30 protein-coding genes are annotated in these 22,740 nt (G+C 53.8%); 26 read left to right on the top strand and 4 right to left on the bottom strand.

The genetic code is table 11. The features are described 5' to 3' along the window. The 20 genes from OXR61_RS09125 to OXR61_RS09030 are packed head-to-tail and all read left to right on the top strand — an operon-like array spanning position 1 to position 13,016. Positions 1 to 381, top strand: a complete 381-nt coding sequence (locus OXR61_RS09125; RefSeq protein ID WP_267411845.1) for a hypothetical protein — start codon at positions 1 to 3, stop codon at positions 379 to 381. Beyond that, on the top strand, positions 347 to 751 hold the full coding sequence (locus OXR61_RS09120) for a DUF4054 domain-containing protein (RefSeq protein WP_267411844.1): 405 nt from the start codon (positions 347 to 349) through the stop codon (positions 749 to 751). Before OXR61_RS09125 ends, OXR61_RS09120 begins: the two co-directional genes overlap by 35 nt. After that, entirely contained in the window at positions 748 to 1,242 is a 495-nt protein-coding gene (locus OXR61_RS09115; RefSeq protein ID WP_267411843.1) for a hypothetical protein, read from the top strand. Before OXR61_RS09120 ends, OXR61_RS09115 begins: the two co-directional genes overlap by 4 nt. After that, positions 1,229 to 1,612, top strand: coding sequence for a head-tail adaptor (locus tag OXR61_RS09110; protein ID WP_267411842.1), 384 nt, complete (start codon positions 1,229 to 1,231; stop codon positions 1,610 to 1,612). The genes OXR61_RS09115 and OXR61_RS09110 overlap by 14 nt, the downstream gene beginning before the upstream one ends. Next, positions 1,593 to 2,150, top strand: a complete 558-nt coding sequence (locus OXR61_RS09105) for a hypothetical protein (protein ID WP_267411841.1) — start codon at positions 1,593 to 1,595, stop codon at positions 2,148 to 2,150. The genes OXR61_RS09110 and OXR61_RS09105 overlap by 20 nt, the downstream gene beginning before the upstream one ends. A gap of 3 nt (positions 2,151 to 2,153) precedes the next feature. Continuing rightward, on the top strand, positions 2,154 to 3,299 hold the full coding sequence (locus tag OXR61_RS09100) for a DUF3383 family protein (protein WP_267411840.1): 1,146 nt from the start codon (positions 2,154 to 2,156) through the stop codon (positions 3,297 to 3,299). Between the two features lie 10 nt (positions 3,300 to 3,309). Further along, positions 3,310 to 3,750 (top strand): DUF3277 family protein, encoded by a 441-nt coding sequence (locus tag OXR61_RS09095; RefSeq protein WP_059010168.1) that lies wholly within the window; start codon positions 3,310 to 3,312, stop codon positions 3,748 to 3,750. Positions 3,751 to 3,753: 3 nt separating this feature from the next. Beyond that, entirely contained in the window at positions 3,754 to 4,200 is a 447-nt protein-coding gene (locus tag OXR61_RS09090) for a phage tail assembly chaperone (RefSeq protein ID WP_267411839.1), read from the top strand. A 35-nt stretch (positions 4,201 to 4,235) separates the two neighbouring features. Continuing rightward, a complete protein-coding gene (locus OXR61_RS09085; RefSeq protein ID WP_007882930.1) occupies positions 4,236 to 4,385 on the top strand; it encodes a hypothetical protein in 150 nt (49 codons plus the stop codon). Then, entirely contained in the window at positions 4,382 to 6,337 is a 1,956-nt protein-coding gene (locus OXR61_RS09080) for a transglycosylase SLT domain-containing protein (RefSeq protein WP_267411837.1), read from the top strand. Before OXR61_RS09085 ends, OXR61_RS09080 begins: the two co-directional genes overlap by 4 nt. Next, a complete protein-coding gene (locus tag OXR61_RS09075; RefSeq protein ID WP_224481670.1) occupies positions 6,337 to 6,903 on the top strand; it encodes a phage baseplate protein in 567 nt (188 codons plus the stop codon). Before OXR61_RS09080 ends, OXR61_RS09075 begins: the two co-directional genes overlap by 1 nt. Positions 6,904 to 6,911: 8 nt before the next feature. Next, a complete protein-coding gene (locus tag OXR61_RS09070) occupies positions 6,912 to 7,217 on the top strand; it encodes a hypothetical protein (protein WP_267411836.1) in 306 nt (101 codons plus the stop codon). 2 nt (positions 7,218 to 7,219) lie between these two features. Then, entirely contained in the window at positions 7,220 to 8,281 is a 1,062-nt protein-coding gene (locus tag OXR61_RS09065) for a hypothetical protein (protein WP_267411835.1), read from the top strand. Then, a complete protein-coding gene (locus OXR61_RS09060; protein WP_267411833.1) occupies positions 8,281 to 8,619 on the top strand; it encodes a hypothetical protein in 339 nt (112 codons plus the stop codon). Before OXR61_RS09065 ends, OXR61_RS09060 begins: the two co-directional genes overlap by 1 nt. A 58-nt stretch (positions 8,620 to 8,677) precedes the next feature. Beyond that, positions 8,678 to 9,430 (top strand): Gp138 family membrane-puncturing spike protein, encoded by a 753-nt coding sequence (locus OXR61_RS09055; protein ID WP_260640772.1) that lies wholly within the window; start codon positions 8,678 to 8,680, stop codon positions 9,428 to 9,430. Continuing rightward, the gene (locus OXR61_RS09050; protein WP_267411828.1) at positions 9,430 to 9,783 is read left to right on the top strand and encodes a hypothetical protein; all 354 of its coding nucleotides are present in this window, start codon (positions 9,430 to 9,432) and stop codon (positions 9,781 to 9,783) included. The genes OXR61_RS09055 and OXR61_RS09050 overlap by 1 nt, the downstream gene beginning before the upstream one ends. After that, the gene (locus OXR61_RS09045; protein WP_267411826.1) at positions 9,783 to 10,982 is read left to right on the top strand and encodes a baseplate J/gp47 family protein; all 1,200 of its coding nucleotides are present in this window, start codon (positions 9,783 to 9,785) and stop codon (positions 10,980 to 10,982) included. Before OXR61_RS09050 ends, OXR61_RS09045 begins: the two co-directional genes overlap by 1 nt. Further along, on the top strand, positions 10,979 to 11,659 hold the full coding sequence (locus tag OXR61_RS09040; RefSeq protein ID WP_267411825.1) for a DUF2612 domain-containing protein: 681 nt from the start codon (positions 10,979 to 10,981) through the stop codon (positions 11,657 to 11,659). Before OXR61_RS09045 ends, OXR61_RS09040 begins: the two co-directional genes overlap by 4 nt. Then, positions 11,659 to 12,591 carry a hypothetical protein gene (locus tag OXR61_RS09035; protein WP_267411824.1) on the top strand — a complete coding sequence of 311 codons (933 nt, stop codon included), beginning with the start codon at positions 11,659 to 11,661 and terminating at the stop codon, positions 12,589 to 12,591. The genes OXR61_RS09040 and OXR61_RS09035 overlap by 1 nt, the downstream gene beginning before the upstream one ends. Then, positions 12,591 to 13,016, top strand: a complete 426-nt coding sequence (locus tag OXR61_RS09030) for a hypothetical protein (RefSeq protein ID WP_267411823.1) — start codon at positions 12,591 to 12,593, stop codon at positions 13,014 to 13,016. Before OXR61_RS09035 ends, OXR61_RS09030 begins: the two co-directional genes overlap by 1 nt. Positions 13,017 to 13,064: 48 nt before the next feature. Here OXR61_RS09030 and OXR61_RS09025 read toward each other — a convergent pair whose 3' ends face one another. Continuing rightward, entirely contained in the window at positions 13,065 to 13,982 is a 918-nt protein-coding gene (locus OXR61_RS09025; protein ID WP_267411821.1) for an acyltransferase family protein, read from the bottom strand. Between the two features lie 272 nt (positions 13,983 to 14,254). Continuing rightward, positions 14,255 to 14,956: a BRO family protein gene (locus OXR61_RS09020; protein WP_267411820.1), complete on the bottom strand. Its 702-nt coding sequence runs from the start codon at positions 14,954 to 14,956 to the stop codon at positions 14,255 to 14,257. A gap of 228 nt (positions 14,957 to 15,184) precedes the next feature. Between OXR61_RS09020 and OXR61_RS09015 the strand changes: the two genes are divergently transcribed. The 3 genes from OXR61_RS09015 (at position 15,185) to OXR61_RS09005 (ending at position 17,265) form a co-directional block, all read left to right on the top strand. Then, positions 15,185 to 15,421 carry a DNA polymerase V gene (locus tag OXR61_RS09015; RefSeq protein ID WP_267411819.1) on the top strand — a complete coding sequence of 79 codons (237 nt, stop codon included), beginning with the start codon at positions 15,185 to 15,187 and terminating at the stop codon, positions 15,419 to 15,421. Between the two features lie 545 nt (positions 15,422 to 15,966). Then, the gene (locus tag OXR61_RS09010; RefSeq protein WP_262264236.1) at positions 15,967 to 16,308 is read left to right on the top strand and encodes a TetR family transcriptional regulator; all 342 of its coding nucleotides are present in this window, start codon (positions 15,967 to 15,969) and stop codon (positions 16,306 to 16,308) included. A gap of 135 nt (positions 16,309 to 16,443) precedes the next feature. Beyond that, entirely contained in the window at positions 16,444 to 17,265 is an 822-nt protein-coding gene (locus OXR61_RS09005; RefSeq protein ID WP_021508741.1) for a Cof-type HAD-IIB family hydrolase, read from the top strand. A gap of 86 nt (positions 17,266 to 17,351) precedes the next feature. Here OXR61_RS09005 and OXR61_RS09000 read toward each other — a convergent pair whose 3' ends face one another. Beyond that, positions 17,352 to 17,780 (bottom strand): helix-turn-helix domain-containing protein, encoded by a 429-nt coding sequence (locus tag OXR61_RS09000; protein ID WP_021508740.1) that lies wholly within the window; start codon positions 17,778 to 17,780, stop codon positions 17,352 to 17,354. A 108-nt stretch (positions 17,781 to 17,888) separates the two neighbouring features. On the opposite strand from OXR61_RS09000, the gene OXR61_RS08995 reads away from it, so the two are divergent. From OXR61_RS08995 to OXR61_RS08985, 3 genes are all read left to right on the top strand, one after another. Beyond that, complete coding sequence (locus OXR61_RS08995; protein WP_021508739.1) at positions 17,889 to 18,938, top strand: NAD(P)-dependent alcohol dehydrogenase; 1,050 nt, start codon at positions 17,889 to 17,891, stop codon at positions 18,936 to 18,938. Between the two features lie 180 nt (positions 18,939 to 19,118). Continuing rightward, positions 19,119 to 20,954 (top strand): methyl-accepting chemotaxis protein, encoded by a 1,836-nt coding sequence (locus tag OXR61_RS08990; RefSeq protein ID WP_031279934.1) that lies wholly within the window; start codon positions 19,119 to 19,121, stop codon positions 20,952 to 20,954. Positions 20,955 to 21,127: 173 nt separating this feature from the next. Continuing rightward, complete coding sequence (locus tag OXR61_RS08985) at positions 21,128 to 22,204, top strand: diguanylate cyclase (RefSeq protein ID WP_021508737.1); 1,077 nt, start codon at positions 21,128 to 21,130, stop codon at positions 22,202 to 22,204. On the opposite strand, the gene OXR61_RS08980 is transcribed toward OXR61_RS08985, so the two are convergent. Next, positions 22,205 to 22,666, bottom strand: a complete 462-nt coding sequence (locus OXR61_RS08980; RefSeq protein WP_021508736.1) for an OsmC family protein — start codon at positions 22,664 to 22,666, stop codon at positions 22,205 to 22,207. Positions 22,667 to 22,740 lie beyond the last annotated feature (74 nt).

Raw genomic sequence — 22,740 nt, 5'->3', positions numbered from 1 at the left:
ATGGCTAAGAAGACGATTCGCGTCCACACCCCGTTTAACTTCACCGCTGAAGATGGCACCAGCCAGCATTTCCCGGCCGGCGAGCACACAGTTGATGACAAAGTTGCCGATCACTGGTTCGTCGCCGCGCACTCTGATGTGACCGGCAAGGTAAAGGCCGGTGCGGACACTAAAGAGCTGCAGGCGCAAATCGACAGCCTAACCGCACAGCTGGCAGAGAAAGAAAAGGCGCATGGCGAGCTGCAACAATCGGTAGTGGAGAAGGACCAGACCATTACTGACCTGACCGCACAGCTGGCAGCCATGCAGGCGCCCGTGACTGAACCGGTAGGTGAAGGTGGTGCTGATGGCAAGAAACAAAAATCTTCCGACGGTAAGTGATTTCCGCCGCGACTTCCCGCAGTTCAGTGACGCAACGAAATATCCCGATCCGGTTATCCAGTTTCGGCTCAACCTTGCCGACACGCTGATCGATGGCTCAGCTATGGGGGATATGTTCCCCTATCTCGCGGAGCTGTTCGTCGCGCATTACATGGTGCTGTACGCATCTGATACGGCGGCTGGCGCGCTCGGTGGGGCTGGCGGGTCGACCAGTGGTGTTGTTGCGTCCAAGTCAGTGGATAAGGTGAGCGTAAGCTACGACAACAGCTCAACGCTCAATGCTGACGCTGGTTTCTGGAACTTTTCTCGTTACGGCGCTGAGTTCTGGCAGCTGCTGCAGTTTTTCGGATATGGCGGAATTCAGTTATGAAATCAGGCCTGACCATTCGTAGGGACGCCGCTCAAGGCATTCTGGACGCCCTTAAAACCCTCGCTAACAAGGATGTTTTGGTGGGCATCCCTGAATCGAAAGACGAGCGTGATGATGGCGATATCGGCAATGCAGCGATCGGCTACATCAATGAGAACGGTTCGCCGGCGCAGAACATACCGCCGCGGCCGCATCTCAAACCCGGTGTGAAATCGGTTGAGCCTGATTTCCTGCCACACCTGAAGGCGGCAGCGCAGAAAGCACTTGAAGGTAACGGGGAGGGGGCTGTGGCATCGCTCGACCGGGCCGGGACAGTGGCAGCCAATGGGGTAAAGCGATACATCACAATCACCGGCTTTACTCCCCTGGCCGATGCCACGATCGCCAATCGCCTCCGCCGTGGACGCACCGGCAATAAGCCGCTTATCGACACTGGCGAATACCGCCGCTCTATCACGCACGTTGTGAGGGATAAAGATGCCGACACTTGATGTAACTGACGTTCTGTTGTCGCCTGAATTCCTCGATACGACGCTTGTGGTAAAGCGCAGTGAGCAGACCGTTGATAACGACGGATTTGCACAAAACACGGTCACGCAAACCCAGTTCGCTGGGGTGGTAACGGTAGACCGGTCGCTTGAGGCGAAGCGCATGCAGGCCGGGCAGGTTATCAATGGGGCGATCCTGATTGTGACCACTTACAGGCTGACCAGCGGTAATACCGGTGTTGATGCTGACATTGTGACTTACCGCGGGCGTGACTATCGCGTGACGTTTGTCGATCCGTATACGGCCTACGGCGCCGGGTTTGTTCAGGCGCACTGCGAACTGCAGCCATTTGATGGAGGTCCGCGTGAGTAACGAAAGCACCTCAGCCGGCTACCTGACACCATTGAGTGCAGGGCAGGCTTACGATGAAGCGCTTGAGCGTGAACTAAGTCAGTGGGTTCGGGCATTGTCTGGTCTGCCGGCCGGAATGGTTCGACCGAGATGGACGCCAGTGCAGGCTGCATTACCCGCGGCTGATAAAAACTGGTGCGGGTTTGGCATTATTGGTTTTACAGCTGACGATTCTCCCGCCTTCGCACTGCAGACCGATGACAGCAATCAACTATGGCGCCATGAGGTGATTGAAACGCTTGCTTCGTTTTATGGCCCTACAAGCCAGTCTATAGCGACGCTGTTCCGCGACGGGCTGACAGTTGAGCAGAACAACGAAACCCTGAAAACAAATGAGCTATCTCTCGCTGATTACAGTGAATTGACTGCTTTCCCTGAACTCATCAACAACCAGTGGGTGCGCCGGTACGACATCACCGTGCGCCTGCGCCGCAAAGTCATCCGCGATTACGGCATTAAATCTCTGGTCGACGCGCCAGTATCATTCTTTGGAGATTAATATATGGCACAGGGCTTACCTGTTTCCAACGTAGTGAACGTTGATGTGATCATGTCGCCCACTGCGGCCACTGGTCGTAACTTCGGTTCGCTGCTTATTCTTGGCACATCCACGGTTATTCCTGTCACAGAGCGTATCCGCCTCTATACCAGCTCAGAAGATATTGGTGATGATTTTGGCGAAGATAGCCCGGAGTATGCTGCTGCAGTTATCTACTTCTCGCAATCTCCGCAGCCCACTCAGGTGTATGTGGGGCGCTGGGCCAAGACATTATCAGGCAGTGAGTCTGGTAGCGCTGAAACGCTGGCGCAGGCGATCACTGCTGTGATGCAGTTCACCAACTGGTATGGTCTGGGTATCGCCGACGATGAAGATCTGACGGCAGCGGAAATCACGGCTACTGCCGCAGCTATTCAGGCATCAAGCCTTAGCCGCGTGTTTGCCGTGACGTCTGACGACTCTGGGATCATCGACCCTGCATCGACAACTGACATCGCGTCTGCCCTGAAAGCTGCTGGTTACGGACGTACCTTCGTCCAGTATTCGACCAAGAGTAAGTATGCTGCTCTGTCGGCTTTTGGGCGCGCGTTTACGGTGAACTTCACGGGCAATAACACCACGATCACACTCAAGTTTAAAACTGAACCTGGCGTGACGTATGAAACCCTTACCAGTTCACAGGCTGCCGCTGTTGATGCGAAAAATGCCAACGTCTATGTGTATTACGCAAACGACACGGCAATCCTGCAGCAGGGCGTGATGTCCAACGGTGATTTCTTCGATGAGCGCCACGGGCTGGACTGGCTGCAGAATTACGTGCAGACCAATCTTTATAACCTGCTTTACACCTCTACCACCAAAATCCCTCAGACAGAAGCCGGCATTACCCGCCTGCTGTCAAACGTAGAGCAGTCACTTGACCAGGGCGTTTCAAATGGTCTGGTAGCCCCCGGCGTCTGGAATGGCGGCGATATCGGTCAAATCACAGCAGGGGATACGCTTACCAAGGGTTATTACGTCTATGCCCAGCCATTGTCTTCGCAGGCGCAAGCCGATCGCGAAGCTCGTAAAGCCCCGCTTATTCAGGCGGCTATTAAACTGGCCGGCGCGGTTCATTACGCCGACGTTCAGATCAACGTTGTTCGCTAAGGGGATATAAATGGCGACTTACTCTTTTATGGACGTCGTCGCGTCCCTGACAGGACCGACTGGCTCTATTGACCTTGGATATGGCTCAGCTAATTCCGAGGAAGGCATTACCGTCACGATGACGGAATCCAAAAACACCATGACCATCGGTGCTGATGGCGAAGTGATGCATAGCCTGCATGCAGGAAAGAGCGGCACGATGACTGTCACCCTGCTGAAAACATCCCCGGTCAACAAAAAGCTTTCGCTGATGTACAACGCCCAAAGCCAGTCATCCGCTCTGTGGGGAAATAACGTGATCGTGCTGCGCAACCATGCATCTGGAGACATCACCACCGCCCGCGCCGTGGCGTTCCAGAAGCAGCCAGACCATGCAGATGCCAAAGTAGGCAACACCAAATCATGGGTGTTTGACTGCGGCAAAATCGACCAGGTCCTCGGGGAGTTCTAACGGATGGAATTTGAAATCAAAGGCGTGCAGTACCGCACAAAAAAACTGAGCGTTTTCGATCAACTAAAGGTCACCCGTAAGCTGCTGCCGGTTCTCGCCGGCATTATGCCTGACATGCAGAGCATCAAAGATGCCCTGCCAAAAGAGGGTGGCGAAGCAGACCCGCAGGCGGTTTACGGTGTACTCGAAAAGGCCCTGCCTAAGATTGCTGAGAAACTGGCTGACATGACCGAAGAAGATACCAACGCGATTATCTTCCCATGCCTGTCAGTAGTGTCACGCAACCATGGCAAAGGCTGGACTGCGGTAATGCAGTCAGGCGAACTGATGTTTGATGACATCGATCTGATTAGCATGCTGCAGATGGTTGGTCGTGTGGTAGGCGACAGTCTGGGTAATTTTTTGCCCGCACCCCACGCCAGCGAGACGCAGCCCCTTCCAGCGGATTAACGCTCGACTCCCTTCCAGATGGCGAAGATTACCTGATGCGCCCGGTCGATGCCGGGTACATCACTTATACAGCTCTGAAAGATGGGTCAGTTGACCTCGCGGACATTGCCAGGATGAACGACTGGCTGGATATCAAAGCAGATAACAATGCCCGCATTCGCCGCTGGGAACAGGACAACCAATGAACGCTGAAACCATTAAAGACTTCCTTGTTTCACTGGGCTTCCAGATTGACGATGCCGGGGCGCGTAAGTTTGATGCTGTCATCGCAGGCACTACCGCACAGGTTGTAAAAATGGGCGTGGCTGTCGAGGCCGCTGCTCTTTCGGTTGTTGGTTATACTGCAAAAATCGCCAGTGGGTTGGATAACCTCTACTGGGCTTCACAGCGCACAGGTGCCACGGTCGCAGGCATTCAGGCGATCGGATATGCAGCATCGCAAACCGGTTCGAGCGCTGAAGCGGCACGCGGCTCTCTGGAGAGCCTGGCCCGATTCATGCGAAACAGCCCCGGCGCGGAAGGCTTCCTGAACAGACTGGGTGTGCAGACGCGCGACGCCAGCGGCAACATGCGTGATATGGCCTCCATCTTTACAGGTGTCGGTCAGCAGTTGAATAAAATGCCTTACTACCGCGCCAATCAGTATGCGCAACTGCTGGGCATTGATGAAAACACGCTGATGGCGATGCGTCGTGGGCTCGGTCAGTTCAGCGGCCAGTATACGCAGATGGCGAAAACTATTGGTTTCAACGCCGATCAGGCTGCTGCCAGTTCTAACCGTTTCATGACGTCGCTGCGCACATTCGGCCAGATGGCAGGCATGGCGCGCGATAAAATCGGCTCAAACCTCGCCGAAGGGTTATCTGGCTCAATCGATACGTTGCGCAAACAGATAGTCGACAACTTCCCCAAAATTGAAGGGGTGATCACCAGCGGCGTTAAAGGGCTTCTCTGGCTTGCTGAAGTCATCGGCAGGGTTGTTTACCGGCTGATTCAGGCCGGCGCTGACATCATGGATTGGTGGGCATCGCTGGATAAGTCAACTCAGCGTCTGATTGAGATATTTGGCGCGCTAATTCTCGCCTGGAAGTTACTGAATAGCGCCTTCCTGACATCGCCCATCGGCATCATAACCTCGCTCGGTCTTGCCATTCTCGCGCTGTATGACGACTACAAAACGTGGAAAGAAGGTGGCAAGTCCCTCATCGACTGGAAGAGGTGGGAGCCGGAAATCACCAACGCTATTAAAGCGATTGATGAACTGAAAGCCCGCATTTTTGCGCTGTTCGATATTGACCCTCAGACGTGGACTGCAAAGTGGGACCTGAGCAATCTGACGCAAAACCTCGGCAGCCTTGCCCGAATGCTGGATGGTATCGCCCGGCTGATGAGCGCTATAAGGGATGGGCGGTGGAGTGATGCTTATGCTGTAGGTCGTGAACTGCTCCAGCAGAACAGTAATTCAGATGCGCTGCCACAGGTATCTGATAGCGCCAATGGTGCGGCTGACTGGATAAAGTCGAAAACAGGCTTTGATCCACGCAGCATTGGTGAGTGGACACGGAATAAGTTCTTCAAGCGTCCAGAGCCCTCCAAAAATGGCGCGGCACTGCTGGGGTGGCTTGAGCCAACGCTTAATAATCTTGAGCAGATGTATTGGCTGCCAGAAGGCTTGCTGCGCAGTGTCGCTATCGCCGAATCTTCCGGTGACCCCAACGCAATGTCAGGCGCTGGCGCTCAGGGGCTGTTTCAGCTGATGCCGGGAACGGCTAAAGATCTGGGGCTGCGTGGCAATGAATCTTTCGACCCGGTGAAGTCCGCCGGCGCTGCAGCAAAATATCTCAGTCAGCTTCTGAAGGCTAATGGCGGCGACCTGAGCAAAGCCCTTGCCTCTTACAACTGGGGCATAGGCAATGTCCAGAAGCACGGCATGGCATTAATGCCAGAGGAAACGCGCAATTACATCCCGCGCGTTTTGAGCAACATGCCTTCAGCTGGTGGTGCGCAGATCAGCCAGGAAACCAACATCAACATTTACGGCGTAAGCGACCCGGGGCAGGCTGGCAAGGCGGTTGCTGACCAGCAAACCTCGGTCAATTCACGCTTCAGCCAGGCGATGTCTACAGGGCCCCGATAATGGATATTCTCTCAACGCTATTTTCCCTGCAAAGTCGCAGGATAGGGATGATAGTGCCTGACGTGGTGATCACCGAAAAGCACAGCGACACGCTGGAAATCACCGAGCATCCGGTGGAAGACAAGGCGCCGGTTGCTGACCACGCTTTCCGGCGCCCTTCGGATTTGGTGATGGAAGTTGGTTTCGCTGGCGGCGGCTCGCTGCTCGATTTACTGGATACATCATCAATCGGGGTTAGTCTTGGGCTGAGTCCGAAAGAGGTGTATCAGGAGCTTATCGACCTGCAGCGCAGCCGCGTACCGTTCAGCGTCACGACCGGCAAGCGCATTTACAGCAATATGCTGATTCGCGTGCTCGATGTAACTACCGACAAAGCCACTGAGAACGTGCTGGCGGCCACGCTCACGCTGCGTGAGGTGCTGATCACCTCAACCCAGAGCATTGCCGTGGCAGACAAGGCAGACATGTCGCAGGGCGTCAGCACTTCAGCCGTGCAGAACGCCGGCGTTAAATCCACGGTACCGCAAAGCGAATCAATTCTTTCCAGGGTATCAAACCTGTTTTAGGGGGAGTAATGCAGGCCAATGAGATACCGCTGTCGCCGGATAATCAGCAATTCACCACCGCAATTAACGGCGTTAACTACTCCATTCTGACGCTATGGCGTGATGATGCGGGATGGATTATCGACTTGCTGGACAGCAGCGGGGTAGCCATTGTAACGGGCATCCCGCTGGTGACCGGCGCCAATCTTCTGGCGCAGTTCGCCTACCTTAATCTCGGTTTTGGTCTGGCGGTTGTGTGCGATGACCCGGCGCAGGATTATCCGACCAAAACTGATTTGGGAATTCGCAGCCACCTGCTGGCGGTAACGGAGTAAGCATGTCACAGAACTGGATGCGCCACTTTGAGCTGCAAATCCTCTCAGAAAATGGGAAGGGCATCAGCCTGAGTGACTTTAAAGTGGTTTTTAACATCGTTTGGACGGATACGCGCTGGCCGCGTGTTGCGATGGTGCGAATCTATAATCTGTCGAAGGATACGGCTTCGCGCATTCTGGGGCAGGAGTTCGCGAAGATAAAAATCATCGCGGGGTACGATGGCATCGCGCAGCCAGTTGATGCCAGTCAGGTTGGTGTTGTAAAAAACATCAATGCCGCCGAAGTTGGCCAGTCAAACGGCACAAATTTCGGTGAGATATTCAGCGGCGACATTCGCTTCACTATTACCGGGCGCGATAACCCCACTGATACGTGGGTGCTGATTCAGGCCATTGATGGGCACCAAGCGTTTATGAATGCCAGCGTGACCAAAACCCTGTCCGCCGGCTACACGGTTGCTGACGTGCACGCGGCTGCAATGGACAGTTTCAACCCATACGACGTAACGCAGGGGATCACCGGCGATATGCCGGCCACAATATTCCCACGCGGGCGCGTCATTTATCAGTCATCCCGTGACATCATGGATAATGTGGCGGCGCAGTGCGGCGCAACGTGGCAGCTGGTCGCCGGTCAGGCACAAATGGTGCCAACAGATAAGTATGTGCAGAACGCCATTGTGCTTAACAGCGACACCGGCCTGATCGGCATGCCGCAGCAGACGATGGGCGGCGGGGTAAACGTTCGCTGCCTGATCAACCCGAATATTCAGCTCAAAGGTCTGGTGCAGATCGACCAGGCGTCGGTTTACCGCGCCAGTCTGTCAGCTGATGAGGTGAAATCACTACCCAGCCGGGCCAGCGAAACCAATACAAATGGCAATCTCTCGGTGAACGGGACACTGCAACAGCCCGCAAGTATTGCGGCTGACGGCGTGTATATCGTATCGGCTATAGATTATACTGGCGATACCAGAGGTCAGCCGTGGTACATGGATTTGATGTGCATTGCTCGCGGTTCGGCAGACCTCCAAACGAACTCTTCGCTGAACAGGACATACTGATGCGCTGGATTCTCATGTTTGCTTTGTTCGCTGCTGGCTCAGCCTTAGCAGACTCACAATGTGGACCATTTAAGCTTGGCACAAGTGCCGCTAATGATGGTTGGGCACGCATCAATGGGGTTAAGCCAGAAAGTCAGAAATTCACTTTCTTAAAGGCCAACGGCGATTATGAAAACGTGAAAATGCAGTGGCTCGTCCAGCGCAGCGATGCACCTGGCTGGTTTGGCATGGACTACGTTAAGCGTAATGGAAAGGCCATACTCAACGTAGAGGCGATTCGCAGCAACATGGATCAGCCGCGAGTGTTTGGCACTTTCGACTGCCAAAAAATTAATTAACTGCGCATCTTTGAAAATATAACCCGCTTCGGCGGGTTTTTTATTGCCTGGAGTTTAAATGTCAGTATCGCCTCAATCGCTGGCCGGCGGTGAACAGCAGGCCATGAAGGTGCTGTCAGACACCATCTTCTCCATGCTGCGCGTTTCACTGCCCGGCATAATCGAATCCTTTGACCCCATCGCATGCACCTGCACCGTACAACCGGCGCTGAAGGGCCAGACCGCCGACGAACTGGGCAACATGAAATCAGCGCCGCTTCCGCTGCTGGTGGATGTGCCAGTGGTTTTCCCGCGTGGCGGTGGCTGCACGATTACTTTCCCGGTGAAAGCGGGAGATGAGTGCCTGGTGGTTTTCTCCGATCGCTGCATCGACTTCTGGTGGCAAAGCGGTGGCGTGCAGGAGACTGTTGACCCGAGGCAGCATGATTTATCAGACGCATTCGCAATTGTTGGCCCGCAGTCTCAGGCTAACGTCATCAGCAATATCAGTAGCACCACGCTGCAGATGCGCACCGATGACGGTGCTGCATATATTGAGCTTGATCCAAACAGCCATGCAATCAATCTGGTGGCACCAGGCGGAGTGAACGTTACTACGCCATTGGCAAAATTCAGCCAGGCGGTGACCATCTCTGGCCTGCTGACCTGGGCTGGCGGCATGGTGGGAAGTATTGCCTCGGGCACCGCGGCGAAGATTACCGGCGCTATCCAGTTCCTCGGCACGCTTACATCCAACGGCAAAGACATCAGCGACCAGCACACGCATAACGGCGTGCAGACTGGCAGCGGCAATTCCGGCAAGGTGAACTGATGCGATACAGACGCGAAGATGACGACGGTGATTACACCTTCGGGCAGGGTGATGATACCTGGCTGATTAACTCACCTGAAGCAGTGGCGCAGGCGGTTAAAACACGATTCCTGCTCTGGTATGGACAATGGTTTCTCGATACCACTGCTGGCACGCCGTGGATTCAGTCGGTGCTTGGCAAGCAAAAACCTGAGACCTATAACCTTGCCATTCGCCAGCACATCCTCGAAACGCCGGGAGTAAATTCCATCCTGGCTTTTAATACCGATCTGAATACCACCACTCGCCGCGTAATTTTTACCGCGACGATCGACACCATCTACGGAACGACGACAGTCACAAGCGAGGCATAATGGCTCTTGATCTCGACACGCTGGGGCTCTCCGCTACGGTGACCGCCTCAGGGATTAGTGCGCCTGATTACCAGACGATACTCTCCACCATCACCAGTTACTTTCAGCAAATATACGGGACCGACGCCTACCTTGATCCGGACAGTAAGGACGGCCAAATGGTGGCTCTGGTGGCGCTGGCTATCAACGATGCCAACAACACTGCAGTTCAGGTGTACAACTCGTTTTCCCCCTCAACGGCAATGTCTGATGCCCTCACGCGAAACGTGAAGATTAACGGCATCGCGCGCAAAGCTGCCACCAATTCAACTGTTGACCTGACGCTAACCGGAACAGCAGGAACCACCATCACAAATGGTTCGGTCAAAGACGCCAACGGCATTATCTGGAACCTGCCAGCCAGTGTGACAATCGAGCCAGGAGGTACCGTAATCGCAACAGCAATCTGTGCGAATTCTGGCGCTGTAGCGGCGGTGATTGGCTCTGTGAACCAAATTAATACACCGACGCGCGGCTGGACATCAGTCACTAACGCCAGCGCGGCCACTGTTGGTACCGCTGTCGAAAAGGATTCAGATTTGCGAATCCGTCAGGGGCAGAGCGTGGCGCTTCCATCACTGACGCCGTTCGAAGCAGTTGATGGGGCACTGGCAAACGTTGATGGCGTGACGCGGCACAAGCTTTATGAGAACGATACCGGCGCAGTTGATTTTAATGGACTTCCGGCACATTCCATCTCTGCGGTCGTCGACGGCGGTGATGCGACGATCATTGCACAAACAATACGCGGTAAGAAGGGGCAGGGCGTTTCTACCTACGGCACCACCTTAGTAACGGTGGCCGACACTTACGGTAATCCACACGTAATCAGCTTCTACCGTTCAACTGATGTGCCGATTTACGTCGCGATTTCGCTGAAGGTGTTCACCGGATATACCACGCAAATCGGAGAGCAAATCAAACAGGCGATCTCTGACTATATCAACGGGCTGCTTATCGGCGATGACGTCCTGCTAAGCAGGGTTTACTCCCCTGCAAACTTAGGGGTGGTGAGTGGTGGTAATGCCCGCTATTACGATATTGCTTCTCTGCAAATTGGTAAAAGTTCCGGGACTGTGGCGCCGGCCAATATTGTCATCGCCTTCAACGAATCAGCATCCTGCAGTACCGCCAACATAGCGCTGACGGTGACCTCATGAGCAAATACACCGAACTGATCACCAACTATCACGCAGGTAAACCGCGGTTCGTCGCTCATGTAGACCTTTCAACTCGCCCGCTTACCGATGCTTCAACTGCGATTCAGGGGCTGGTTACTGCCTTTGACATCGACAGCGCGGTTGGTGCGCAACTGGATATTCTCGGCGAGTGGATTGGGCGAACGCGCATCGTCAGCCAGCCTATCAGTGGCGTCTACTTTTCGTTTGATACGGATGGCCTCGGCTGGGATCAGGGCATATGGCAGGGGCCGTATGACCCTGATGCTGGTTATACCAGCCTTAGCGATGACACATACCGCATCGTGTTGAAGGCAAAAATAGCGATCAATAACTGGAACGGCCAAAACGACACGCTGCCGCCGATTCTGGAAACTGCACTGGAAGGCTCAGGCCTGAAAATGCAGATCGTCGACAATCAGGACATGACCATCTCTGTGTGGGTCTTTCCGGAAGAAGATATCAGCCAGGTTTCGCTCGAACTCATCGCTGCCATTCGGCAGGGATATCTAACCGTTAAAGCTGCCGGCGTCTGGGCTGGCGACATTCAGACACCTTCAATAGAAACACCATCTGTCGGAAACCGGTTTTTTGGTTTCGATATGGACAACGAATATATCGCCGGATTTGATGATGGCGCATGGGAGAAAACACTGTAATGGCTACTAATAACTTCAAGGCCTTTGGCATTGGTGCAGGGGCTAACGTGACCAGTCAGGCAGACTATGAAGCACTTGCTGCACTGCTGACCGGATTCCAAAGTGGAAAAGCATCGTCCGCACAGATCAATAAGGCACTTCGCCAGTCTTCAACTATGGCATATGTGCTGGCCCAATTTATCTCAGATTCTACATCTGTCGACGTTCTAGACAATGGAGTTCCTGCGACCATTCTGGCCAACCTAAAAGCTGCAATGACATCACTTACTCCGGGTCGATTGCTTAACATACAGGTGTTCACCTCCAGCGGGACCTATACCAAAACACCAGGTACCAAGAAGGCTCGAGTCAAATCACTTGGTGGTGGTGGTGCAGGTGGTGGAACGGAGGTGACAACTTCAGCCCAAATTGCAGCAGCGTGGGGTGGAAACTCTGGTGCTTATGCGGAAAGCTCTCTCATTGATGTTTCATCCGTAGCATCGGTAGCTGTGACTATTGGCGCGGCTGGCATACCTGCCACCGGTGCTGCTGGAGGCGCTGGAGGCCAAAGCTCCTTTGGTAGTTATTTAATTACCCCAGGTGGAGCTGGCGGATTGATTGGATCGGCAGGTTCCGGTGTAAGTGCAGGCGTTGATATGGACACTGGATCCAACCCTTCTGGTAGCGCTTTAGCCTTTGGAACCCCAGCATCAGTCGGGGTTGGACCATTATCGTTAAGTGCTACCGTTGGCCAGGCGACGATGAAGTCAGGAAGAGGGGCCGACAGTAAATTGGGGATTGGTGGCGGCGGCATCAGGGGCGCGAACACAGCAAAATCAGCCTTTGGTTATGGTGCGGGTGGAGGTGGCTCTGCAGTAGGCCCGTCAGCAGCGGCGACCACCGCGGGTGGCGTTGGAACAAGCGGGATTATCATTGTAGAGGAGTATGCATAATGAGTTCTTACGCTCTTATCAAGGACGGCCTGGTTGCAAATGTCGTGGTATGGGATGGTAATGATGGGGTTTTTGATGATTACACAACTCATGAACTAACAGGCGATGAAGTTGTTGGCCCTGGATTTTCTGCTGTCCAGGGCAGCGATAATGATTGGGTGTTTACTGCGCCGGTAATCGAGTTGTCACCAGAAGAGCAGACTGAAATTAATCTCGTAAATGCTCAATCAGGATACGAACAAGCATCATCAGAGATTCAATCTCTGAATGAACAGATTGAAGATGAAGATTATTCGATTCAGTCGGAAGATGAACTTAAATCATCGCTGGCATCATGGACAACATACCGTAAATCTTTAAGGGCTTACATCAATGCAGGTGATGGAAGTAAGACGCTACCATCACCTCCGGATGTAAAGGCATAAGCCCTACTCTCCAGTTAAATAGCCCCAATAATCATAAGGGGCTATCTTTCAGGTGAACAATGATGTGTATATTTTGCTTTTTCTGAAGGTGAAGCTGAAAATTAGTGATAGCAATGCCACTGTAAAAAATAGCAAGTATTCGCTTTGTATTTTATCTTTAAATATAAGATAAAACAGGAAGTGAACGAAGTACATGCTTGATGCTATAGTTTTAAAGTCTAAGGGTGTTTTGTAGTTAAATGATATGGAAGTTAAAAACAATGCAGAGGCGACTATCGGTGAAAAAAATAACATGTCATTGTTATACATTGCTAGCTTGTACCTTATCAGACTTTCAACGGCTAGCATGATCAGGGATGCCGCAAGGAGCAGCGAAAGTTTTCCATAACCCTGCGTAGTGAAAAGGTCGCGCCTGATAAAAGCACCTAACGCAATTAGCGGGAATCCAAATGTTATGAAGTTCCTGTAATATAGTATTGAATACTCACTCTGAGGCATGGTGTTTTGTATAACTACTCCGATGACATACAAAGTCAATGCCAATAAGTATACCCATTTATAATTCTTTAAATAAAAATAAAAAATCATCCCAAGAATCATTGCAGGCATGAACCACATGTGCCTCCACCCCTTTAGTAGCTGGTATATTGTGCTTGCTGCAGCTCCATATATTGAGTTGCTTGCATTGTAAATATCATTAACTATGAATGGGGAGTACAAAAGACACCAAGATAAGTACAGAATCAAAAGCCTTTTTGTTGCCTTGTATAACTCGGCCTTTCCATTTTTTGTTGAAATATAATACCCAGCTGCAATAAAGAAAAAGGGGACAGCTATTCTTGCTAGCCCCTGCGTCAGAAGATATTTAAACTCATCGCCAGGTGTTATTGTATGTATGGATATAACCAAAAAGGCCATTAACACTTTAACAGCATCTAGTGAATTGCTTCTTCCTTGATTAGACATGTGAAGCCCTAATTTGCAGTTGATGTGGTTATTATGCATAAATGGTTTTGATTCGAAAGGTTTTCATGGTTCAACATCAATACAACCCCAAAAAATCCCCTTCAACGCTAATCCCATGCATCAGGCATAAAAAAGCCCCGGCGACGGGGCAGAGGTATGCCGCGCCGATCTGAGCAGGCTACGGGGTGGGTTAGGTAAGGATAGTCGCAGGGAGCTGCAGGCACAAAAAACCCGGCGCGGTGGCCGGGTGGGGAATTTCCACATTACTCAGGTTAAAGGCTTGAAATATCAATATTGTAGATTGCCATCCATGCCTCAGCCGGGTAGGAGTTCAATGGGACGGATTGATAGTGCGGCGTCAGAATCTCAACAGAGAGTTGATGATAACTGCAATAGTTTGCCAGCATTTGCCAGCTATATTTTCCAGGAATTGCGCTTTTTACATGCGCTATGGTCGCGTGCCTGAAGCCTTCACCTTTACTGTGAACATATTTATTGTGCTGCATGACATGTTGACCATAGGCTCCGCGAACTGACTTGAACTGGCCATCTTTCTTTTCAAGCATCATCTGCGCGCGCTCTGTTGCTTCCGCTTGGTCGGCAAGCTGGCGTAGAGCCTCGGCATATGTTTGCGGAACCATGTTGTACCCGCCTGTTTTGCGGATCGATGGAAGCACCTCGGACGTAACCCACTTTTTGAAGTGTTTGGCTTCCGCCTTCTGTGATCCCATCACCGCATTATACAAACCAGACTCGTTTATAAGTGTTTGATTTGTATAGTTTCGTCCATTTTGCAGGGTGTGCTTTCTTTTTTCATCATCATCAAGCCTCTCTGTCATGTTGCTTGTTTCAGCGTAACCAAGAATGTCAGCCACATCCTTAGCGACGAACCAAACCTCTGATGCTTCGTCGGTGATCGTTCTGACTGCATTTCCGTTAAAATCAAACTCATTTAGCGCAATAGCTTTACTCATTTTTTCTCCTTTTCCCGAAGGCGCATTTCCCTGAAATGAATATTCGCTCAGCTCTTAGTCTGATGCGTTGGTTGAAATATCATCATACACATTAGGATTAATCTGATCTTCATAAAAATCTCCTTGCCCTGCTGAGGCTTTACAAAAACCTCAACCGCAGTGTCTTGATCATTTCTACCGATCGATATTACTGTACTTATATACAGTAACTATTGAGAGGATAAGAGCATGGGCCGTTACTCGGAAATTCAGGGCGCGTTCCGCGACAGCATCAAGCAGGAGCAGAGCGGGCGTCGCACCGTCACCACTTCGGACTTCATCGCCAATCTGGAGCAGATTAATTACATATGGACGCTGGACCAGGCTAACCGCTGGATAGAGCATCAGCAGTACTTCCGAGACATTACGCCTGACCACGGCAACAACCGCGTGTTCCAGCTGTTCAATCCGAACGGCCCTTACTGATGGGCTTCCCTTCACCGGCGAAGGATTACCTCGAGCACAACATCGACCTGAACGAGATTATGGTGTCGAGGCCGGCGGCTACCCTTTTCGTTCCAACGTGCGACGGCATGGTGCTGGTCGATAAGTCGCTGAAGCCAAATGTGGGAGATCTGATTTATTTCGAACTATATGGTACGTGCCAGCTTGGCCGGTTAGAGCGGAGTCACATCGCGTGCCCGGATGGCGAGACGCTGGAAGGCTAAGTGTTGAATGACGTGACTGTGATCGGCGTGCAGACGTGAGGAGTGATATCGGCGCGGGAGGATAACCGGCCGACGATTTAAGTGGGGCATACGTGGGGCAAAAAATTACCGCAAATCGATGTTACTACGTGCTGAGTAGCGAATCGACTTGCGGTAAGACTTTGACAAAAACCGTGATACCAGATTACTTCACACGACTACCGATTTGTTACCTTCTCTCGTCTGCAGAGCGAAGAGTGGCAGCGAACCGGCGATCTGCTGGGTTCAATTCTGCGCGACAGCACATCCACGCCGCGTCAGCGCTTGCATCAGCTGACCTGGGCGTTCCTCAACTCGGAGTGTGAAGAGGCGGCGATGCGCACCGCACTGAATGATGCCGCGCCGCTTTACCGGGATGCGCCGGAAGTGCAGGCCGCGCGCGCCAATGGCGAGAATGTGATGTGCGAATTTCTGCAACAGCTGCTGCCGCAGCGGGACGCGGCTGAGGTGGCGCGGGCGGCGGATTTAATCAACAGCACGCTGGGTGACGTCGGCAAGCATTTTTCCGAATCGCCGCGCAGCGCAGCAGAAATTCAGGCTTATGCGCGCGATATGGCAGACATGTTCTGTGCCTGGATCAGAGAAAAAGGGGCCGAATTGCAGTAAAAAATGGGCTGGAAATCTCTGAAAGCGGTTAACAAACTCATTATTCACATTCTCATTAATCCACACCGCGAGTAAGCTTGATAAAACCTTGGTTAAGCCGGATGGATTGACGGCACACAGAGACGGGAGAGCATGATGGCAGTAAAAATGATTGCGGTGGATATGGATGGGACATTTCTCGATGACAATAAGCAGTACAACGCGCAGCGTTTTGCGCGCCAGTACGCGCTGCTGAAGGAGAAAGGCATCCGTTTCGTGGTCGCCAGCGGCAATCAGTATTATCAGTTGCAGCACTATTTTCCCGCTATCAAAGATGAGATCGCCTTCGTGGCTGAAAACGGTGCCTGGGTGTCCGACAGCAACGAAGAAATTTTCTGCGGCGAGCTGGCGCCGGAACGTGTTCATCAGGTGCTGGATATTCTCGCCAAAGAACCGGAAATCAGCACCGTGGTGTGCGGTCGCAACGGCGCCTATGTGCACAAGTCAATGCCGGATGAGGTGGTCGCCATGCTGGCCAATCACTATCGCCGGCTGGAGAAGCGCGACAGCCTGTACGATATCGACGATACCATTTTCAAGTTTTCGCTGAATCTGGCACACGAAGGTGTCGAGGCGCTGCTGGCGCGTCTGCACAGCGAACTGAACGCGATTGAAAACATCATGCATCCGGTCTCAAGCGGATTTGGCTTTGTCGATTTAATCATTCCCGGCTGTCATAAGGCGCACGGCATCGCGCTGCTGCAGGAGAAGTGGGGCATTGATGATTGTGAAGTGCTGGCGATTGGCGACAGCGCCAACGACATCGAAATGCTGCGCCAGGCCTGTTACAGCTTTGCCATGGCCAACGCCGCTGCACCGGTGGCAGCCGTCGCGCGTTATCGGACGGAAAGTAATAACGACGAGGGCGCTCTCAACGTCATCGCCCGCCTGCTGGCACGCGAAACGCCGTTTGGTTAACGGTCACCGGATCGATCCACGAACCGCGGCGCTATTCAGTGTGGGATAAATCGCGCCGCGACGAACAGTATGCGACCCGCGCGTGGTTATTCACTGGCGGATGACGCTGCAGGGCGGGCGTTTTCCGCCGGCGTGCCGCCTGCCGCGCGAAGGTTAGCTTCCATCTCATCCAGTGCCGCCTGGTTTTCTAATCCCCACTGATACATCTGCTCAATCGGCCGGGCGAAGGTCATCCCCAGTGCGGTCAGCCGGTAATCCACTTTCGGTGGAATCACTTCGTAAACCTGACGCTCAATTAAGCCGCGCTGCTCCAGCTCTTTCAGTGTCTGAAACAGCATTTTTTTCGAAATCCCCTGCAGGCTACGCTGCAGTTCACCGGTTCGGGCGCGCTGTCCCGGCCAGTGATACAACGCGTGCAGCACCATCGTGCTCCATTTCACCGAAAACAGGTCCATCAGACGGCGCGGTGGCGAATCCGCATAGAAAAACAGTTTGCCATCAATCCAGACAGGCATCGCACTCTCCTTTATGGTCACCAAATGGTGACTACTATCAATTCTGCACCGCGTTGATTATAGTCTGCCGCCTTCATTCAGCCCACACCAGAATTTGAGGAAGGCACCATGAAAATTAACGCACTGGTGGCACAGGATGCAGCGCAACCGCTCGCTGCCGGCCAGATTACCTTGCGTCCGCTGCAGCAGCAGGACGTAAAAATTGAAATTCTTTACTGCGGCGTATGCCATTCCGATTTGCACATGGCACGCAATGAGTGGGCGGTCAGTCGTTATCCGCTGGTGCCGGGCCACGAGATCGTTGGACGCGTGCTGGAGACCGGAACTCAGGTTACGCGCTTCAAAGCCGGTGATGTGGTCGGTGTGGGCGTGATGGTGGATTCCTGCCGTGCCTGCCACTTCTGCCAGCAGCAGGAAGAGCAGTACTGCGAAGCGGGCTTCACCGCCACTTACAACGGCATCGATAAATACACCGGCGACAGCACCTGGGGCGGCTACGCGCAGAATGTGGTGGTCGATCAGCATTTTGTCGTGTCGATTCCGCACAATCTGGCGCTGGCGGGCGTGGCACCGCTGCTGTGTGCGGGCGTAACGGTGTGGTCACCGCTGCGCCATTTTGGCGTCAAAGCCGGCGATAACGTCGGGGTGGTGGGGCTGGGTGGTTTGGGCCACATGGCGGTAAAACTGGCCAGCGCATTGGGCGCCGAGGTAACCCTGTTTACTACCTCACCGGAAAAAGGCGCTGACGCACGTCGTCTTGGTGCGACGCGCGTGGTGGTGTCGCGTGATGTCGCGCAGATGGCGGCATGCCAGACCTCGCTTGATTTCATCATTGACTGCGTGGCGGCACCGCACGATCTCGATCCTTACCTCGCGACGCTGAAGACCAATGGCCGTCTGGTGCTGGTCGGCATTCCTGACCAACCGCATCAGTCGCCGAACGTCACGCCGCTGGTGTTTCGCCGTCTGAGCATCAGCGGTTCATCCATCGGTAGCATTAAAGAGACTCAGGAGATGCTGGATTTCTGCGGCGAGCATAACATCACGGCAGATATTGAGCTGATCGCCGGTGAAGAGATCGAAACGGCCTTCGCGTGTATGCTAAAGGGCGAGGTGAAGTACCGTTTCGTCATTGATATGCTGGCAACTCGCTGGTAATTGCCCACCATGGCTGGCGATTTCAGGCTGAAATCGCCGGCTTTGCTATGAATAGGCTACTCTGGCAGGACCGCTTTTATGACACAGCACATTTTCGCCCCGCAACAGTAAATAATTCCCGTTACGGTCCGATAACCCCTTCTGCAGACTCAACAAAAACAACAATGACAGGAGCGAGACATGGGACTGGTCTCCCGATTACGGAATGTGCGCATTACGCGCAAGCTGGCGGCGGGCTTCGGCATCGTCCTGCTGCTGGTGGCGCTGGCCACAGCGCTCAGCGTGCAACGATTCAACCAGATTCACGACATCTATCAGAAAACCAATCTGATTTATGACATCAACATTGAAGTCTTTCAGGCCAAAATCAATCGTCTTAAATATCTGTATGGCGAGGACAAAGCGGGCGACACCATGACGGATTACGTCACGCACGCTCAGCAACTGACGCAGCAGGCCCAGCAGTTGCCGTGGACGGCGGACGCCAGAGGGTTGCTCAACGATGTCGCCAGCCATCTTGCTCGTTTCCAGCACAGCATCACCGCCATGACACAGGCAACCCGACAGCTCAACGATCTGCGCAGCCAGCTGGACGCGCTGAGCCAGCAGGACATGACGTCGCGCTATACCGGGCTAATCCGGACACCCGTCAGCACACCCGAACTCACCAACCAGATATATCAGCTGCTGTTTGCCATCAGTAATGTGCGCGAAGAGGCCTGGGCGCTGCGCTTCAACGTCAGCGAGGCACTGCGCAATAAACTGGAACATGATTTTCAGCGCGCCGGGCAGGACCTGGACGCGCTACTGACTCAGCTGCCAGCGGAGCAGCAGGGCGGATTTAGTGCGCTATGGCAGGATACCGAACGTTTTAAAGATCTGAGCCTGCAGGCGGCAGCGATTTACGGCCAGCTGCGTGTCGCGGAAAACACCGTCAAAGTGGCGGGCGATAACAGCAGCGCGGCGATCAAACAGATCATCGCCTTGGTTAAGGCGCGTAACGATGAACTGGCTAACGGGTCAGCGGCGCTCTCGCTGCTGATTGGCAGCCTGGCGATAGTGCTGGGCGTGCTGGTGGCCTGGACCATCATCCGGCAGATTACGCGCCCGGTGTTTCACAACCTCGCGCTGGCGGAACGCATTGCCAGCGGCGACCTCAGCTCGCAGTTTGTCACTAATCGCCAGGATGAGCTCGGCCAGCTCACCTCTGCCATGGGACGCATGAATGCGCGATTGCGCGGTATGATTGGCGAGGTGCTGCACAGCGTCAGCAATGTGTCGCAGGCTGCCAGCACCATACATCAGGGCAACCTCGAGTTGTCGTCGCGCACCGCCCAGCAATCGGCTGCGGTGGTGGAAACCGCTGCCAGCATGGAGCAGCTGACCGCCACGGTGAAAAATAATGCCAGCAATGCGCGTCTCGCCAGCCAGATCGCGGCGGAAGCGACGCATAACGCCAGTCAGGGCGGTATTGCGGTGCACAACGTCGTCAGCACCATGGGCGAGATTTCTGATAGTTCTAAGAAAATTGCCGAGATTACTGCGGTGATCAACAGCATCGCCTTCCAGACCAACATCCTGGCGCTCAACGCGGCGGTTGAAGCCGCCCGCGCCGGCGAGCAGGGCCGAGGCTTTGCCGTGGTCGCCAGCGAAGTGCGTAATCTGGCCCAGCGCAGTGCCGGAGCCGCGAAAGATATTGAACGACTGATTGGCGAATCGGTGGGACGAATCAGCAACGGCCATCAGCAGGTGGCGCGCGCGGGTGAAACGATGGAGCAGATTGTCAGTAGCATCGCACGCGTAAATGAAATCATGGCGGAGATCTCGGCTGCTTCTGATGAGCAGAGCCGCGGCATTGAGCAAATCGCGCGCGCGGTAGGTGAGCTGGACGGTACTACCCAGCAAAATGCGTCGCTGGTCAGCGCGTCATCCCATTCCGCACAGGCGCTGGAAGAGCAGGCATTCATGCTGCAGCGGCTGGTCAGCCAGTTCCGTTTGCAAGGCGCTGTAAGCTAAAAACACGCACAGCGGCAGCGAACTTCACCCGCTGGCCGCTGCTGCTATTGGCGGCAAAGCGCTGTTATTTGCGTGTGCGCCAATGTGCAAGGTGAAAATTCTTAAAAAAAGTCGCCGCAGGGCGACTTTTTCCCGATACACTGCCATTTTTGTCGACCTGAATTTTCCCGTGAATGAATTACTACTCGCCTGATGAAAACCATTTGAAGCGCCGGTCAAAACGCTTCGTTCGTCGTATGTTCATCATGCGTCAGCTCGGCACGATCCTCTGTTTCTTTCCGATTCTCTCAGTGCTACTGGAAATGCAGCGCGGACTGGCATTCAGCGCGCTGCTGTTTGTGAACGCCTTTTTCTGGCCATGGCTGGCGTATCAGCGTGCGCTTCGTGCCGAAGACTCAACTGGTACCGAACGCCAGAATTTGACGCTGGATGCCGCTTTCGGCGGAATCTGGGTAGCGCTGATGGCGTTAAGCCCGATGCCCTCTTTTGTCATCATGGCGGTGCTGGCATCGGATCGCTATGCCGCTGGCGGCGGCGCGCAACTGATTGCCGCAATACAGGCATTTTTGTGCGGGTTTATTATGGTGTGGCTGCTGGATGGCACCAGCGTACATCTGGCGTTCAGCACGCAAACCGTCTGGCTGACGCTGCCGCTGGCCACCTGTTACATGCTGGTACTCAGCGTGGCTTCCTACAATCTCACCTGGCATTTACGCACCCGCAACCGTGAACTGGAGCGCATCGCGCTGATGGATCCCGGCCTGAAAATCCCTAATCGGCGCCTGTTTGAGCGGCGGCTGGAGAGTGAGTTTCTCAGCACGCGGCGCGGCGATAGCAGCGGCTATCTGCTGTTGCTGGATGTCGATCACTTCAAAGTGGTCAATGATAGCTGGGGTCATGAGGCGGGCGATTTTCTGCTGGCCGAGATCTCGGCGCTGCTGCGCAACTATGTCGGGCTGCAGGACATTCCGGCGCGTTTTGGCGGCGATGAGCTGGGTGTCATCGTGCATCAGGCCAGCGATGAATCGGTGGTGGAACTGGCCGAAAGGCTAAAAGAGAAGATTGCCCAGCTGCGCTTACCGGCCTCGGCAGAGTTTCGCTGCTCGGTCAGTATCGGTATTGCGCCTGCGGTTAGCGCCGAATCATTAAGCGACTGGCTGCGCCATGCGGATGAAGCGCTGTATGAAGTGAAGCGCGCCGGGCGCAACGGCGTGCGACTGTGGCAAACGCCGCTGGCCCGCGCATCATAATCAGAAAAACTCAGGATCGCAGTTTACCGGAAAATTCAGCGAGTTAGCGATGAAGCAGGCTTCGTGTGCCTTATGATGCAAGGCCCGCGCGCGATCGGCATCCGCTGGGTCGCGCAGTTTAATGCGCGGCTTCAGCGTGACATCGGTGAAGCGGCCACGCGCCCCCTCGACCATGTTCCCTTCGGCAGCATCTTCATACTCCTCCACCACAATGCCGGCATCGGCGCACAGGTGTAAATACCACAGCTTATGGCAGGCCGCCGCAGACGCCAGCAGCAATTCCTCAGGATTCCAGCGCGTTGTATCCCCACGAAATGCCGGATCGGCACTCAGCAAAATGGGCGGTTTACCGGGTGCCTGTAATTCACTGTCACGATCGTAAGCGGTATAAGAAGCTGTGCCATCGCCGCGATTGCCGCTCCAGCGAAGGTGAATCTGGTAATGGTGCTGCCGTGCTGCCATGGGAAATGTCCTGTTCAGTGAGATCACCTTAGCGGTTGTTATTCACAACGTTCGCTACGTTTTGGTGCAAATTA

The organism is Pantoea sp. GM_Pan_4 (assembly GCF_026541005.1).
GTDB classification, from domain to species: Bacteria; Pseudomonadota; Gammaproteobacteria; order Enterobacterales; family Enterobacteriaceae; genus Pantoea; species Pantoea dispersa.
This window is presented reverse-complemented; position numbering and strand designations above follow the sequence as displayed.

Coding starts and splice junctions, on each gene's coding strand:
- OXR61_RS09125 (WP_267411845.1), top strand. CDS start 1: ATGGCTAAGAAGACGATTCGCGTCCACACCCCGTTTAACTTCACCGCT.
- OXR61_RS09120 (WP_267411844.1), top strand. CDS start 347: ATGGCAAGAAACAAAAATCTTCCGACGGTAAGTGATTTCCGCCGCGAC.
- OXR61_RS09115 (WP_267411843.1), top strand. CDS start 748: ATGAAATCAGGCCTGACCATTCGTAGGGACGCCGCTCAAGGCATTCTG.
- OXR61_RS09110 (WP_267411842.1), top strand. CDS start 1,229: ATGCCGACACTTGATGTAACTGACGTTCTGTTGTCGCCTGAATTCCTC.
- OXR61_RS09105 (WP_267411841.1), top strand. CDS start 1,593: ATGGAGGTCCGCGTGAGTAACGAAAGCACCTCAGCCGGCTACCTGACA.
- OXR61_RS09100 (WP_267411840.1), top strand. CDS start 2,154: ATGGCACAGGGCTTACCTGTTTCCAACGTAGTGAACGTTGATGTGATC.
- OXR61_RS09095 (WP_059010168.1), top strand. CDS start 3,310: ATGGCGACTTACTCTTTTATGGACGTCGTCGCGTCCCTGACAGGACCG.
- OXR61_RS09090 (WP_267411839.1), top strand. CDS start 3,754: ATGGAATTTGAAATCAAAGGCGTGCAGTACCGCACAAAAAAACTGAGC.
- OXR61_RS09085 (WP_007882930.1), top strand. CDS start 4,236: ATGCGCCCGGTCGATGCCGGGTACATCACTTATACAGCTCTGAAAGAT.
- OXR61_RS09080 (WP_267411837.1), top strand. CDS start 4,382: ATGAACGCTGAAACCATTAAAGACTTCCTTGTTTCACTGGGCTTCCAG.
- OXR61_RS09075 (WP_224481670.1), top strand. CDS start 6,337: ATGGATATTCTCTCAACGCTATTTTCCCTGCAAAGTCGCAGGATAGGG.
- OXR61_RS09070 (WP_267411836.1), top strand. CDS start 6,912: ATGCAGGCCAATGAGATACCGCTGTCGCCGGATAATCAGCAATTCACC.
- OXR61_RS09065 (WP_267411835.1), top strand. CDS start 7,220: ATGTCACAGAACTGGATGCGCCACTTTGAGCTGCAAATCCTCTCAGAA.
- OXR61_RS09060 (WP_267411833.1), top strand. CDS start 8,281: ATGCGCTGGATTCTCATGTTTGCTTTGTTCGCTGCTGGCTCAGCCTTA.
- OXR61_RS09055 (WP_260640772.1), top strand. CDS start 8,678: ATGTCAGTATCGCCTCAATCGCTGGCCGGCGGTGAACAGCAGGCCATG.
- OXR61_RS09050 (WP_267411828.1), top strand. CDS start 9,430: ATGCGATACAGACGCGAAGATGACGACGGTGATTACACCTTCGGGCAG.
- OXR61_RS09045 (WP_267411826.1), top strand. CDS start 9,783: ATGGCTCTTGATCTCGACACGCTGGGGCTCTCCGCTACGGTGACCGCC.
- OXR61_RS09040 (WP_267411825.1), top strand. CDS start 10,979: ATGAGCAAATACACCGAACTGATCACCAACTATCACGCAGGTAAACCG.
- OXR61_RS09035 (WP_267411824.1), top strand. CDS start 11,659: ATGGCTACTAATAACTTCAAGGCCTTTGGCATTGGTGCAGGGGCTAAC.
- OXR61_RS09030 (WP_267411823.1), top strand. CDS start 12,591: ATGAGTTCTTACGCTCTTATCAAGGACGGCCTGGTTGCAAATGTCGTG.
- OXR61_RS09025 (WP_267411821.1), bottom strand. CDS start 13,982: ATGTCTAATCAAGGAAGAAGCAATTCACTAGATGCTGTTAAAGTGTTA.
- OXR61_RS09020 (WP_267411820.1), bottom strand. CDS start 14,956: ATGAGTAAAGCTATTGCGCTAAATGAGTTTGATTTTAACGGAAATGCA.
- OXR61_RS09015 (WP_267411819.1), top strand. CDS start 15,185: ATGGGCCGTTACTCGGAAATTCAGGGCGCGTTCCGCGACAGCATCAAG.
- OXR61_RS09005 (WP_021508741.1), top strand. CDS start 16,444: ATGGCAGTAAAAATGATTGCGGTGGATATGGATGGGACATTTCTCGAT.
- OXR61_RS09000 (WP_021508740.1), bottom strand. CDS start 17,780: ATGCCTGTCTGGATTGATGGCAAACTGTTTTTCTATGCGGATTCGCCA.
- OXR61_RS08995 (WP_021508739.1), top strand. CDS start 17,889: ATGAAAATTAACGCACTGGTGGCACAGGATGCAGCGCAACCGCTCGCT.
- OXR61_RS08990 (WP_031279934.1), top strand. CDS start 19,119: ATGGGACTGGTCTCCCGATTACGGAATGTGCGCATTACGCGCAAGCTG.
- OXR61_RS08985 (WP_021508737.1), top strand. CDS start 21,128: ATGAATTACTACTCGCCTGATGAAAACCATTTGAAGCGCCGGTCAAAA.
- OXR61_RS08980 (WP_021508736.1), bottom strand. CDS start 22,666: ATGGCAGCACGGCAGCACCATTACCAGATTCACCTTCGCTGGAGCGGC.